At 43.9% G+C, this 13293-nt stretch carries 13 protein-coding genes and 1 riboswitch; of the genes, 1 reads left to right on the top strand and 12 read right to left on the bottom strand.

The window, feature by feature from the left end; translation table 11 throughout:
* Nucleotides 1-55 precede the first annotated feature (55 nt).
* Entirely contained in the window at nucleotides 56-703 is a 648-nt protein-coding gene (trhA, locus tag BUB93_RS02845; protein ID WP_073269556.1) for a PAQR family membrane homeostasis protein TrhA, read from the top strand.
* 32 nt (nucleotides 704-735) lie between these two features.
* On the opposite strand, the gene BUB93_RS02840 is transcribed toward trhA, so the two are convergent.
* The 12 genes from BUB93_RS02840 to BUB93_RS02785 form a co-directional block, all read right to left on the bottom strand.
* Nucleotides 736-1428: a HesA/MoeB/ThiF family protein gene (locus tag BUB93_RS02840; RefSeq protein WP_073269555.1), complete on the bottom strand. Its 693-nt coding sequence runs from the start codon at nucleotides 1426-1428 to the stop codon at nucleotides 736-738.
* Nucleotide 1429: 1 nt separating this feature from the next.
* Entirely contained in the window at nucleotides 1430-1654 is a 225-nt protein-coding gene (locus tag BUB93_RS02835; RefSeq protein ID WP_073269554.1) for a MoaD/ThiS family protein, read from the bottom strand.
* A 93-nt stretch (nucleotides 1655-1747) separates the two neighbouring features.
* Entirely contained in the window at nucleotides 1748-3559 is a 1812-nt protein-coding gene (locus tag BUB93_RS02830) for an aldehyde ferredoxin oxidoreductase family protein (RefSeq protein ID WP_073269553.1), read from the bottom strand.
* A 172-nt stretch (nucleotides 3560-3731) separates the two neighbouring features.
* The gene (locus BUB93_RS02825; RefSeq protein WP_073269552.1) at nucleotides 3732-5672 is read right to left on the bottom strand and encodes a sigma-54-dependent Fis family transcriptional regulator; all 1941 of its coding nucleotides are present in this window, start codon (nucleotides 5670-5672) and stop codon (nucleotides 3732-3734) included.
* Nucleotides 5673-5685: 13 nt separating this feature from the next.
* On the bottom strand, nucleotides 5686-6123 hold the full coding sequence (locus tag BUB93_RS02820; RefSeq protein ID WP_073269551.1) for an MOSC domain-containing protein: 438 nt from the start codon (nucleotides 6121-6123) through the stop codon (nucleotides 5686-5688).
* An 11-nt stretch (nucleotides 6124-6134) separates the two neighbouring features.
* A complete protein-coding gene (gene moaC, locus BUB93_RS02815; RefSeq protein WP_073269550.1) occupies nucleotides 6135-6608 on the bottom strand; it encodes a cyclic pyranopterin monophosphate synthase MoaC in 474 nt (157 codons plus the stop codon).
* A gap of 1 nt (nucleotide 6609) precedes the next feature.
* Nucleotides 6610-7569, bottom strand: coding sequence for a GTP 3',8-cyclase MoaA (gene moaA / locus BUB93_RS02810; RefSeq protein WP_073269549.1), 960 nt, complete (start codon nucleotides 7567-7569; stop codon nucleotides 6610-6612).
* A gap of 48 nt (nucleotides 7570-7617) precedes the next feature.
* A complete protein-coding gene (locus BUB93_RS02805; protein WP_073269548.1) occupies nucleotides 7618-9528 on the bottom strand; it encodes a molybdopterin biosynthesis protein in 1911 nt (636 codons plus the stop codon).
* 12 nt (nucleotides 9529-9540) lie between these two features.
* The gene (locus BUB93_RS02800; protein WP_073269547.1) at nucleotides 9541-10767 is read right to left on the bottom strand and encodes a molybdopterin molybdotransferase MoeA; all 1227 of its coding nucleotides are present in this window, start codon (nucleotides 10765-10767) and stop codon (nucleotides 9541-9543) included.
* Nucleotides 10764-11468, bottom strand: a complete 705-nt coding sequence (locus BUB93_RS02795) for an ATP-binding cassette domain-containing protein (RefSeq protein ID WP_073269546.1) — start codon at nucleotides 11466-11468, stop codon at nucleotides 10764-10766. The genes BUB93_RS02800 and BUB93_RS02795 overlap by 4 nt, the downstream gene beginning before the upstream one ends.
* On the bottom strand, nucleotides 11443-12162 hold the full coding sequence (locus tag BUB93_RS02790) for an ABC transporter permease (RefSeq protein WP_073269545.1): 720 nt from the start codon (nucleotides 12160-12162) through the stop codon (nucleotides 11443-11445). The genes BUB93_RS02795 and BUB93_RS02790 overlap by 26 nt, the downstream gene beginning before the upstream one ends.
* 28 nt (nucleotides 12163-12190) lie before the next feature.
* Entirely contained in the window at nucleotides 12191-13081 is an 891-nt protein-coding gene (locus BUB93_RS02785; RefSeq protein ID WP_084116861.1) for an ABC transporter substrate-binding protein, read from the bottom strand.
* Nucleotides 13074-13190, bottom strand: a riboswitch (molybdenum cofactor riboswitch). It overlaps the preceding gene by 8 nt.
* Between the last annotated feature and the right edge of the window lie 103 nt (nucleotides 13191-13293).

Below are 13293 nucleotides of genomic sequence, written 5' to 3'. Positions count from 1 at the left end.
TGACATTTTCGTATTAATATTATTATACAGTAAAAAATACGAGGTGATAATTAAAATGAAAATAAATGTACGCGAACCTATCAATACCCTGACACACTTTATTGGTTTCGTTTTGTCAGTAATAGGCTTTGTCTATCTATTGATCCGATCCATTATGGAGGGTAATGCAACTTATATAGTAAGCAGCACGGTTTTTTCATTGGGACTCATGGGGCTGTATTTCGCTTCCTCTCTATACCACTGCAAAGTAGCAGGGGAGAAGGTCATCACCCGTCTAAGAAAACTGGACCATGTGATGATTTTCGTGCTTATCGCAGCCACTTACACCCCCGTTTGTTTGATTACTCTTAAAGGAATTACAGGCTATACCCTTTTAGCAGTCATTTGGACTCTTGCCCTGGCAGGAATGATAGTCAAGATGTTTTTCATCAACGTCCCCAGATGGGTATCAACCGGCCTTTACCTTTTTTTAGGCTGGGCAAGCGTTTCGGTAATTAAGCCTTTGGCGTCACAATTACCAACAGCAGGAATGTCTCTTTTGGTAGCAGGAGGCCTGTTTTATACTATCGGCGCTGTCATATATGGAACAAAAAGCACAAAGATAAAATTCGGACCTTTCGGTTTCCACGAAATCTTTCACCTTTTCATACTTATGGGAAGCCTAGCCCATTATCTGATGGTAAGCTTGTATATAATACGATAAACTTAAAAACAGAGCACCAGGGCTCTGTTTTTTTAATTGCCGATTTCAATTTTATCGTACTCCTGATTCAACGTATCTATATATAGGAGCTCTTTGCGCAAGAGCTTTCCCCGGCCCAGCATCACCTTGACGGCTTCGCTCACTTGAATTGATGCAACAAGGGCAGGTGTAAATGAAGGATTGCCCAGCTTCGCCTCTATCCCTCTTCCGTTTTCGCACTCGTTAGGATAAATAAGATCAAAAGTTCTATCTCCTGGATAAATTGTCGTCACCTGTCCATACCACCCTGCTATCGCTCCATGAACCAGGGGAATATCTAATTTTTCTGCCAAGTCTTGAAGCATCTTTCTTGTCTTGATATTATCCACAGCATCGATAATTACATCATGCCCCGCTAGAATCTGGAGACCATTTGATTCATCAACCCTGTCTACGAGGGGCTTAACCTCCACCGAGGAATTTATTTCGTTTATCCTTTTTTTTGCTTTTAGTGCCTTTTCAAAACCCATAGATCCTTCGTCTGACAATAGCTGTCGGTTTAAATTGGTTTCGTCAAAAACATCGCCGTCTATAGGGGTAATGGACTTGACGCCAAGCCTTGCAATCATTTCGAGAATATACCCGCCTAGGCCTCCACACCCAACCACGCATACCTTCTTTGTCAAAAGTTGATTCATTTCTTCTTCGCTGAACATTCCTATATTTCTGGCATACCTCTTGTCCATATCAACCTCCTCCAACAGGTGGAAATATAGATATGGTATCGCCCTCCGAGATAAGATCCGACAGTTTAGCGTCTCTGCCGTTTAAAAGCAATATTGCAATATCCTTTTCTGGTATATCAAGTTTTTGGGCCACTTCCTTTATGACGGTTCCTTCGCTTTCGTCCATATCCAAAATCTTGCCTCTGCCTTCACGCAATGTGGCAAAGAGCTTAACTTTAAACTTCATTCCAAGACCACCTCCACGGCATTTTTATAATTCCTACATGTTTAATTATAAAACAAGGGTTTCTAAAAAGAAACCCTTGCAATGTTTTTTATTCTATAATGGAGTATATCCGCCGATTCCAAGTCCCGATAATTTTTCAGCTGTAGGTATTCCATCGCTGCTCCAGCCTCTGACGCTATAGTATTGAGGCAGAAGCTCATCAAGTTTTGTCACCCAGCCTTTAGAGGGACCATCAGGCATCGGCTCATCAACAAGTCTTTTGGGAAGCTTGTCTTGACCGGAATCTATGCCTGCATTTAAATTGAACACTTTTTCAAGGTTCCAAATTCTTTCTCCTGCTTCTATAAAATCGTTTCCTGTCATGTTGGTGCCGCAAACCGCATTGACCATATCTGCATAATCGTCTGCTCCCATTGCGAAGGAAGTAAACAGGCACAAGCCCGAAGAGTCTATCGCAGCGGTGAAGTCTTGATAAAGCTTGGCCCATTCAGCTTTTCCGTCTAGAGCAAATCTATCGAGCTTTTCAGGAACCCCTAAAATCTCAGGAGATATCATGTAACCTCTTACATGGCATCCTCCTCTGTTAGAAGTTGCATACTGGACGCCTTGCCCTTGGATTCCTCTCGAATCGTAAGCAGGTAGCTCTTGTTTTTTAACGCTCATTGACAACTCGGGAGCTCCATAGCTTTCACATAGCCTGTATGATCCTTCAGCCATTTTTGCTCCGAAGCCTTCTACTGCTCCCATTTTTTTGGTCCATTCTACTATCGCCTCGTCATTGCCCCACTCCAGCTTTTCTCCTCCCGCCAGTTCATCATCTTTTATGAGGCCTCTTTGATAAAGTTCCATGGCCGCAGCTATGGTGGCTCCTGCAGATATAGTGTCTATTCCATATTCGTTGCACCAGTAGTTGGCCTTTATTATGTTGCCTAGATTCGAAACTCCACAGTCAGACCCAAAAGCCCAAATCGTTTCGTACTCAGGTCCTTGACCTTTTATGTCGTCTATCTCGCAGTATCTTCCGCATCCGATAGGACATCTGTAGCAAGGATCTTTTTTCTTTAGGTATTTTTCTGCCAAGTTTTCTCCACTTATTTCATCAGCTTTGTCGAAGACTCCCTCTTGGAAGTTGTTTGTGGGAAAAACTCCGTTTTCGTTGATTATATTTACAAGCACTGCTGTTCCATAAGCCGGAAGCCCCTGCCCGGTAACGCCATTTTCTTTAATCTTGCTCATGCATCTAGCAAATACTTCTTTCAGCTTGTCGTTATCCGCAATTGCTACTTTGCTGCTTCCTTTTACAACAACTGCCTTAAGATTTTTTGATCCCATAACCGCACCGACGCCGGAACGGCCTGCAGCTCTTCCCCTATCGTTCATTACAGCGGCTATTTTTGATAGCTTTTCCCCCGCCGGGCCGATAGTGGCTACTTTAACCTTTCCACCATGAGCCTGCTCTAAAATATCTGTAGTCTCAGATACAAGCTTGCCCCAGATTGAAGATGCATCTTTTAACTCAACTTCATCATCCACGATATTAAGATATACAGGACTGTCCGCCTTGCCTTCAAGAATAATGGCATCGTAACCTGCAAATTTAAGCTCTGCTCCCCAGTATCCCCCCGAGTTTGAACATGCTACAGTTCCGGTAAGAGGAGATTTCGTGACGACCATGTATCTTCCACCAGTTGGAGTAGGGGTGCCTGTAAGTGGCCCAGTTACAAATATCAGCTTATTGTCGGCACTTAATGCGTCTATCTGAGGATCGATCTCATCCATAAGCATTTTTGTCGCAAGGCCTCTTCCTCCGATGAATTTTTGTGCCTCCTCCAAGTTCAAAGGCTCTTTAGTCACTTTCTTGTCGGTTAAATTTACTCTAAGCACAGTTCCGTTATATCCGTTCATATACATCCTCCTTTAAATTTTCTACACAATGTAATCCTTTGCAATTACTGTGCCAAGTACAAAAGGCCCTGAAACTCAGAGCCTTAGAGGGTTTTAGAAAGTCAGATTTTTCTTTTCTACCCTGTGTTCGTTTTTGGATCATTTTCCGGGACTTCTAGTGTCCCATTTTGGTTCACCGTCTCGTTTCAGAGCAGTCTATTCCGTAGTTTTCCAGCTTTCTATACAATGTATTTCTTCCAATTCCCAATTTTTTCGCCGTCAAGCTTACATTCCCCTTGTTTAAATTCAGCACCTTTACAATATGTTCCCTCTCAATCTGTTCTAATTTGAGACACCCATCTTCTTCGGCGCTTAAACGAACCTGGCCCAAATTAACTTCCTGAGCATTTTCATTTCTGCTTCCTCCGCTGATCCACGCTATTTCGGGAAGGCTTTCCGTATTTACCGAAAGTTCAACGTAATTTTCGAGCTCTCTGACATTGCCCGGCCAGCTGTATTTTTCGAGGTCTTTCATCTGCTCTTCCGATATGGCCACTCTTTTTTTATTGAGCTTTTTAGAAATTCTGCCCATGAAATATTCGATCAAAAGGGGGATATCGCTTCTTCTTTCCCTAAGAGAAGGCAGGCGAACCGGCAGGACATTGAGCCTGTAAAACAAATCTTTTCTAAACCTTCCTCGGGACACCTCTACATTCAGATCCTTGTTGGTGGCGGCAATGACCCTAACGTTTACCACGATTTCCTTCACCGCACCGATCCTGCTGACAGTCCCCTCCTCGATAACCCTTAACAGCCTGGTTTGAAGATCCAGAGGCATCTCGCCTATTTCATCTAAAAATATGGTGCCCCCGTCCGCTATTTCGAACTTGCCCGGATGACCGCTGGCTTTAGCACCTGTAAAGGCCCCTTCTTCGTAGCCAAAAAGCTCTGACTCTATGAGGTTCCTTGGGATGGCTCCGCAATTAATGGCTACAAAGGGCTCCCTTTCCCGTTCAGAGTGATTATGTATTGATTGGGCAAAAAGTTCTTTTCCCGTGCCGCTTTCTCCCATTATAAGCACGTTGGATCTGCTGTCGGCAACCTTCTTGGCAAACTCTATCACCCTGAGGAAGTTTTCATCCCTGCCGATTATCTTGTCGAAAGTATAGATCGCATGCCTTCCCATAAGTTTATCTGCAAGCTTTCTGGCTTTCTTGACTTCCTTAAAGACCAGTATCAAGTTGCTTATCCTGCCACCCTCGTCATTTATGGGATAAGCACTTAGGTTAAATTGCAGCTTGTTCTTTCTTGATTTGACATTTACGTCTCTTTCTATCAAGCTCCCCTTCTCTTCAACCTGGCTTTTAACCATTTCCCAGTCATTTAAGACTTCCCATATCTTCAGATTCTTTATCTCTTCCGGATAATAACCAAACATCTCAGCCGCCCCACGGCTTACAGTTATGATATTCCCTTCCAAGTCGCTTGTGACTATGCCTGCCATGATGGAGTCAATGATAGCCTCGTGATACAATTTTACATCAGCAAGAGCTTTGGCGTAGCTTTGGGTCTCAAGCATCTTCTCAATGGCATTTGAAGCAGCAGCCACCATCCCCAGTGTATGGGAGTGAACTTCCTCACTGTATCCCGTAATGTCTAAAATGCCTATAATTTCCCCATCTTTGCTCCTTATAGGCGAGGCAGAGCATGTCCACCTGTGATATACGTTTATGTAGTGCTCTTCTCCGGAAACCTGGAGAGGAGTCTTCTCTTCAAGAGCCGTACCCATCGCATTGGTCCCGATATTTCTTTCGTCCATGTAGGCGCCGGGAACCATCTTGAAGGCAAATGCCTCTGAGAGTATCTCCTCATCTCCCATTACACTGAGAATACAACCTTCGTCATCTGTAAGTATGACAAAAAATCCCGAGCCCTTCACAAAGCTGTATAACTGATTCATAAAAGGACTTGCTGTAAGTATTAGCTCCCTGTTGACTTCAAGCTTCTCAAACAATTCCTCCTGGGTTATGATCTTGCGGCTGTAGACCCTTTCCGGCTCAACCTGGTAAGACCTGCACCGGTTATGAGATTTCAATATATAATCTTTTTGTTGGTCAATTGTTTGCTCCAGCATATTTGGCCTCTTTCTACTTTTCAATAATCAGGATTTCATCCCCTGGATTGATTTCTCCACTTTCAAGCACTACTGTAAATATTCCTTCTCTTGGCATGATACAGTCTCCGACTTTTTTAAGAATTTCACACCCCCTGTGACATTCCTTGCCTATCTGAGTCACTTCAAGAACTACATCCCCTATTTTCATCCTGGTGCCTATGGGGAGATCGTATAAATCCACCCCTTCGGTGGTAAGGTTTTCGGCAAAAACCCCTACACTGAGCCCCTCGGCCCCTTTAGCCGTCATCTTGTCAATGCTTTCTTGTCCAAGAAGGCTCACCTGCCTGTGCCAGTCCCCTCCATGAGCATCTCCCTTTAGTCCGAATCCTACGACAAACTCCCCTTTGGGTACGGGCTTTTTTATTACCCCCTTTTTTTCACTTATGTTTATCGCTACAACCTTTGCCATTTCATTCCCTCCTAAACCCTAGTATATTCTCCGGTTTTGCCTCCGGTTTTTTTCACAAGCATTATATCCTCAATTACCATATCCTTGTCTACAGCCTTGCACATGTCGTATAGCGTAAGCGCTGCGACGCTGACTGCCGTAAGCGCCTCCATTTCCACTCCCGTCTTCCAGACGCATTTTGCGACTGCTCTAATGTCCACGACATCCATTTGGTCGCCTACCTCAAGAGTCACCTTTATACCATCAAGAGGAAGATTATGGCACATAGGTATGAGCTTGTCCGTCTGCTTTGCTCCCATAATGCCTGCTATCCTTGCCGTGGATAGCACGTCCCCTTTAGGCATGTTCCCTTCCATTATTAGTTTTATAGTGGATTCCTTCATGCGAACCCTGCCGGTGGCTATAGCCGTTCTTTCTGTGTGCTGTTTTTGCGATACGTCCACCATCCTCGCATTCCCTTTTTCATCTACATGGCTTAATCCCATTTCATCCTCCTATTCTGCTCATTTTTCTGGAGGATGAGTAATCCTCTCCGAAATGATGCCCTATCGGTTTGTTGTATACTATTTCATGGATCAACTTATCCAAATCACCAGGATTTTTTCTAAGCATCTCCATTATATCCACTTCTCCATTGTCTCCCAGGCAAGGGCGGATCCTTCCGTCGCTGGTTAGTCTTATTCTGTTGCAGTCACTACAGAACTTATGGCTCATGGGGCTTATAAAACCAACCTTCCCCTGGTATCCTTCTACTGTATAGTATTGAGCCGGAGCCCCTTTGTCTGATCTTTTCAGATACTTCAGATAAGGCCTCTCATTTATCACATCAGCATTGAATACTATTTTGTCTGCGTTTTTTTCTCCAAAGTCTCCTATAGGCATAAGCTCTATGAACCTTGATTCAATAGGCCTATCCTTGGAAAGATTAATGAAATCATCGATCTCATCATCGTTCACCCCTCTGATGAGGACTGTATTGATTTTTATAGGCATAAGACCCACATCAAGGGCCATATCTATTCCCTCGAGGGTTTTTTTCAGGTCTCCTCCTCCAGTTATCATCCTAAATTTCTCTTCCTTGAGGGAATCGATGCTTACATTCAACCTCTTAAGCCCCCCATCCTTCAGTTGCCTCGCGTACCTGTGCAGACTTATTCCGTTGGTGGTCATCGAAACGTCTTCTATGCCCTTAACCGATGACACCCTTTTTACTATCTCTACTATATCACTTCTAACTAATGGTTCTCCTCCAGTTATCCTTACTTTTTTAATACCTATTTTTGCCATAGACCTAACTATGGATTCAATTTCCACGGGGGAGAGGTTGTTATCCATATCCTCTTTACAGTTGTCACCTTCCGGATCGCAGTATATGCATTTAAGATTGCAGTTTTGGGTTACTGATATGCGCAAGTACTCGATTTTTCTTCCGTAGCGGTCTTTCATCCCGACACACCCTTTCTCTTAGACTTAAACGGCGTCTTCATTTTGATATCAGAGATATTCTACTTCGCCGATACCTGATGTTTCGTATCCGCCAAGTTTGTCAAGGGCAGCTTTAAGCTCATCAGACTTTAGGATCTCTGCGAATCCCGCTACCTTTTCATCATCCAGAAGCTCTCTTGCAGTTATAAAATCGTATCTTTCCCAGCATACAGGCACAAAGTCAAGTCCATAAACCTTTGCCGCTGAATATATGCCAAGACCTGCATCTGCAGACCCGGAGGCAATCTGCACAGCCACAGACAAATGGGTGAGCTCCTCCCTGTCGTAACCGTATATCTTCTCCTCATCCACCCGACTGATCCCCAGCAGATAATCCAGAAGCACTCTAGTCCCAGACCCTTTTTGCCTGTTCACGTACCTCGCCTTCTTATCTGCCAAATCCTTTATATCGTTAATGCCCATAGGATTTCCCCTGGCAACCATCAACCCCTGACTCCTTTTGACTCCCTTTATAATGCATGCTCCACTATTTTTAAGATATCTGTTGACATATGCCTTGTTGTATTCTCCTGTTGCTTCGTCCAACAAATGTATCCCTGCCAGGTGGGTTTCTCCCCTTTTTACCGCCATTATCCCCCCCATGCTGCCCACATGGGATGAACTTATGTGCTTTGTGTAATCCTTCCTTTTCAGAAGATCATGGGCTTGATCTATCAAGGGGTCGTGACTTCCATTAATCAATAACGTGTTTTCAATATCTTCTTTGCTTCTTAGTAAAGTAATTTCCACCTTTTCCCCGACTTCAATCCCCTCTTTGTTTAGGGGTATCTCCAAGAGCCCATCAGCCTTAACAAATGAGGTTACTACTCCCGCTCCCCGGTTTAAAGGAGTTGCTATGAATCTGTCTTTAACCTTCCCCAACTTCATCCTTACAAATTCTTGATATTTCAACGAAGACATAACCCTTCTCGAGAGGTTTGCCTCCAGTTTTTCTCCCTGGGACAAAGGCGATTTAATCATATTCTCCAGCACTTTTTTTACTACTTTTTCCATGACTATGATTCCCGAAACGGGATATCCCGGAACTCCGATTACAGCCTTACCTCCCACGATCCCAAGTATTGTGGGCTTTCCTGGCCTTATTGCAATACCATGAGTGTAAACCCTTCCCGTTTCTTCAATAGCTTTGGAAGCATAATCTTCCCGACCTGCAGAGGAGCCCGCATTTAAGACCACCAAATCGCATTCTTCGCAAGCCATTACCAGACTTTCCTTGATCATCTCAAGATTATCCACGACTATGGGGTATATCTTTGCCTCTACCCCCCACTTTTGAGCCATTGCAGAAAAAATCGACGTATTGAATTCAATTATCTCCCCAGCTTTGGGATTAGGTCTGGGAGATACTATTTCATCTCCTGTGGGTATCAAACCGATTACCGGCTTTTTACAAACCTTTACCCTGCCTATCCCTCCAGCCAGCATAGCCCCAATAGCCGCAGGCTCTATCTTTGTGTTGGAGGGCAATATCATTTCATCCTGGCATATATCTTCCCCTATCTGCCTAACATGCTGCCAGGGAGAGGCGGCAGCATGGATCTTGACGGTATCTTTATCCAATACTATTACATCCTCTACCATTATTACAGCATCCTTATCTTCAGGCAGCGGGTCCCCCGTATCCACCGTCTCGAAGTCCCTGTGCCTTTTAAGCATTACCGGAGTGGTGTCGGTGGCACCGAATGTATCTTTTGCAGTCACTGCGATTCCATCCATTGCACAGGCGTAATAATGGGGAGCGGATATCCCGGCAAATACAGCCTGGGAAACAATCCTATCTAAAGCATCAGATACTTGGACTTCTTCCTCTCCTAAATAAAAATCACTTTCTCTTAAGCTTTCAATGAACTCATCCACTGCGCTTCCAAGTTCTTTATTATCTAGATATGAATACTTCACACGAACACCTCCTTAAAATAGGTTTACTTTAACTTTTTGCCCCTTGTTTAGCCCTTCGCTGCCTCTGCTTATGTGAACAAACCCGTCGGCCTGAGTCATTAAGGATATCATCCCTGATTTTCCAAAGACAGGGCTTGCAATGCACCTGTCCTTCCCTTCCCTCAGGGATACTGCCAGGTATTCCTCCCTTCCGTTATTGGATGGATAATTAATATCCACTGTCGCCTCTACGAAAGGATGCAAGCCATCACCGCTTTTTTCCATTGTTTTAGCCAGCCTGCTTACAAACACCTGAAATATCATGAACGCCGAAGCGGGATGCCCCGGAAGACCAATAACCGCTTTGCCCTTCGCCTTCCCAAGGATTGTCGGCTTTCCAGGTTTGACCGCTATCCCGTGAAGTAGCACCCCGGGTTTGCCAAGGGATTCTATGACCTTTACAGTGACATCCTTTGTTCCTACTGAACTGCCACCTGATACAACCGTTATGTCACATGATTCGAGGGACTCGTTGACCACTTTTTCTATATCATCATACACGTCTTTTACTATCCCGAATCTTACAGGCTCCATCCCCATTTTTTTCGAAAGAGAATCTATGCTGTAAGTGTTTATATCCCTTATTTGCGCTCCTTCCGGCTTATCGCCTATACCTATGACTTCATCTCCCGTTGATATGATGCCAATCTTCAATTTTTTATAGACTTTAACTTTTTCATAGCCCAGTCCTGCCAGTATGGCTATATCCTGAGCTCTTAACCGCCTGCCTTTTTTAATTACCAAAGTTCCTTCTTTTACATCGTCTCCTTTGTATACTATGTGATTACCGGGAGCTGCAGGCTTGTTCAGAAAAATATCGCCATCTTTAAAATCTTCACTATATTCCATCATGACCATGGCGTCTGCCCCGGAAGGCAGCTGCCCTCCCGTTGGAACATAGGCACTTTCTCCTCTTTTTATGGCAAATCCGGGTTTTTCACCCATGCCGACCTCCCCTACCAACTTAAGCTGCGCCGGCATCGCTTCGGAAACTCCAAAAGTATCTGCCGCAACGACGCAGTAGCCATCCACGGAAGACCTATTAAAAGGCGGCATATCTTCATTCGCAATGATGTCCTTGCAAACCACCCTGTCCAGCGCCTCGTGGATTCCCACCCATTCGCCATCCAAGTCGTAATCTGAGAAATTATCTTCTATTATTCCAAATGTCTCTTTTACAGTTTTCACTTCAAACATCATTTCAGCCTCCAATTTTTAAGAAATTTTTCTGTTTCAGCTTCCCCAGGGTTGTCCAGCACCTCTCGGGCATCACCTTTTTCGCATATTCGACCATTATTCATGAATATAACCTCATGGGCAATTCTCGAAGCCTGTGAAGGATTGTGGGTGGAAAATACGAAGGTCATTCCGTAGCTTTTATTCAAATCCATTAAATAGCTCTCGATAAGCTCGGCGCCGACGACATCCGTTGCAGATGTGGGTTCATCCAGCAGAATCAGATCTTTTTTCATCACCAGCATTCTGGCCAACGCTACTCTTTGAGACTCCCCCCCCGAAAGTGATCTTGCTTTTGATTTTGCAAACTTATCCATCCCCACTTTTTCGAGAGCATCAAAGGCTAACTTCTCCATTTTTTGTTTCGAATAACTCTTGTCTGCAAACCCCAAAAATACGTTTTTTTCCACGGTAGTATCAAAAAGATAAGCCGACTGCGGCATGTAGCCTATAGACCTGCTGCTCCATGGATCACTTGCCTCAAAACTCACTTCCCGGACACATCCCTTGTCAACTCCGGAAATAGCCCTTAACAAAGTGGTCTTGCCTGCTCCGTTTGGTCCCAGCAAAGCATAAATCTTTCCTGTCTCAAGGCAGACATCTTCTACATCGAGGATGATCTTATTATCACATATTTTCTTAGCCTTCTTGATTTCTACTCTCATAAGACCTTCCTTCCTGTATGCTGCTTACCACCCAATTGATTCCAAAGGATACCAATAAAAGCGTCATGCCTAAAGCCAAAGCTTTGCCGTAATTTCCCTTTCCTGTTTCCAATACTATTGCAGTTGTCATCACCCTGGTTCTAAACTGAATATTTCCTCCCACGAGCATTATAGCCCCTACTTCTGAAATCGCCCTTCCATACCCTGCCATTATTGCGGAGACTATGGGATATTTGCATTCATTCAGCAGCAATAGAACCGTCTTAAACTTTCCTATGCCCAACCCATGACAAGTATCCTTTACAGCCTTCACCTTCAAATGAACGGCGGATATGGTAAGTCCCGTAATTATTGGAGTTACTATCAGGATTTGAGCAATAACCATTGCATATATGCTGAACAACAATCTATAGCTGCCAAAAGGACCTGTCCTTGTAAGCATCAGGTACACTATAAGCCCTGCTACCACCGGCGGAATCCCCATGAATGTATTTATGATGCGGACCACTATTTTTTTCCCCTTGAATCTGTTGCTTGCTACATAAACTCCCACAGGCAATGCTATAACTGTGGACAATAGGGTGCTGCTTAAGGAGACAAATAATGAAAGGCCTATAATCGAATAGATTTCTCCATCAAATGCACCTAGCAGCCTTATTGCTTCTGCAAATCCATCTGCAATTCCCGACACCATGCACCCCTCCTAACTTTTCTTAGATTATCTACTTGTGATAATTTGAAATAAATAGCGCTTCTCCGTATTCAGATACCCCGTATTCATCTATAACCCGGAGTGTTTTTTCACTTGTTACCCAATCTATAAACGCCTTAACGGCTTGGGTATTGGTATCCGGGTGGGTCTTCGGACTCACCTCTATTAATGTATACTGATTCTTAAGGTCTTCCGACTCTTCAATAAGGATTTCAAGGTCCAGCTGCTCTTTCATTGTAAGAAATGTGGCTTTATCAGAAAGGGCATAACCTTCCATCTCTGAAGCCATGATAAGAACGTCGCCCATACCCCGTCCGGCTGAAATGTACCACTCTCCTGAAGGCTCTATTCCTTCTAATTTCCAAAGAGACAGCTCCTTTTTATGGGTACCGGAATCGTCTCCACGGGAAACAAATATCATCTCTTCTTCATAAAGCTTTTTTAGCGCTTTGGATGCAGATAAACCGCTGCTTTCCATCCCTGCCGGATCCCCTTCAGGGCCTATAACTATGAAATAATTGTACATCAACTCAATCCGCTCAACACCATAACCATCCTTTACAAATTCTTCTTCAGCAGCCTTCGAATGAACCAATATGACGTCTGCGTTGCCGTCGACTGCTGTTTGAATTGCCTGTCCAGTCCCTTGGGACAACACATTTACCTCGATGCCAGTGTCTTCTTTCAACATGGGAATCAGATACTCAAGAAGCCCCGAATCGTTTACGCTTGTAGTCGTAGACAGGGTTATGCTGTAATCTTCAAGACCAGGCACAGGTTGCCCTATATTTTGATTTGAATTATTTGATTTACACGAAGCGAATGAAAAGATTAAAATGAATGTTAGAAAAATAACGAAAGCCCTTCTCAAGAGCCCTTTAGATGATAAAAAAGTTGACATTTAATTTCCTCCTTTTCAATATGGAAGGCACATCCGTTTCCAGATATACCCTGACGGTCTTAAAACCCTGCTTTCGGTTAGGTCGCAAGACTCGGAGTCTACAGTAACAGTCTACAAAAAATAAATTGCGCTGTCAATATAAGTTAGTATATACATGATCTTTTGTGTTCTTTTTTTGACCAAATTCCAATCTCAATCTGTTTTCAGCTGTA

Source organism: Alkalibacter saccharofermentans DSM 14828 (genome assembly GCF_900128885.1).
GTDB classification, from domain to species: Bacteria; Bacillota; Clostridia; order Eubacteriales; family Alkalibacteraceae; genus Alkalibacter; species Alkalibacter saccharofermentans.
Note: the sequence above shows the minus strand (reverse complement) of the source record. Positions and strands in the feature narration are given on the sequence as shown.

Coding starts and splice junctions, on each gene's coding strand:
- BUB93_RS02785 (WP_084116861.1), bottom strand. CDS start 13,081: ATGTCAACTTTTTTATCATCTAAAGGGCTCTTGAGAAGGGCTTTCGTT.
- trhA (WP_073269556.1), top strand. CDS start 56: ATGAAAATAAATGTACGCGAACCTATCAATACCCTGACACACTTTATT.
- BUB93_RS02790 (WP_073269545.1), bottom strand. CDS start 12,162: ATGGTGTCGGGAATTGCAGATGGATTTGCAGAAGCAATAAGGCTGCTA.
- BUB93_RS02835 (WP_073269554.1), bottom strand. CDS start 1,654: ATGAAGTTTAAAGTTAAGCTCTTTGCCACATTGCGTGAAGGCAGAGGC.
- BUB93_RS02820 (WP_073269551.1), bottom strand. CDS start 6,123: ATGGCAAAGGTTGTAGCGATAAACATAAGTGAAAAAAAGGGGGTAATA.
- moaA (WP_073269549.1), bottom strand. CDS start 7,569: ATGAAAGACCGCTACGGAAGAAAAATCGAGTACTTGCGCATATCAGTA.
- moaC (WP_073269550.1), bottom strand. CDS start 6,608: ATGGGATTAAGCCATGTAGATGAAAAAGGGAATGCGAGGATGGTGGAC.
- BUB93_RS02840 (WP_073269555.1), bottom strand. CDS start 1,428: ATGGACAAGAGGTATGCCAGAAATATAGGAATGTTCAGCGAAGAAGAA.
- BUB93_RS02800 (WP_073269547.1), bottom strand. CDS start 10,767: ATGATGTTTGAAGTGAAAACTGTAAAAGAGACATTTGGAATAATAGAA.
- BUB93_RS02830 (WP_073269553.1), bottom strand. CDS start 3,559: ATGAACGGATATAACGGAACTGTGCTTAGAGTAAATTTAACCGACAAG.
- BUB93_RS02795 (WP_073269546.1), bottom strand. CDS start 11,468: ATGAGAGTAGAAATCAAGAAGGCTAAGAAAATATGTGATAATAAGATC.
- BUB93_RS02825 (WP_073269552.1), bottom strand. CDS start 5,672: ATGCTGGAGCAAACAATTGACCAACAAAAAGATTATATATTGAAATCT.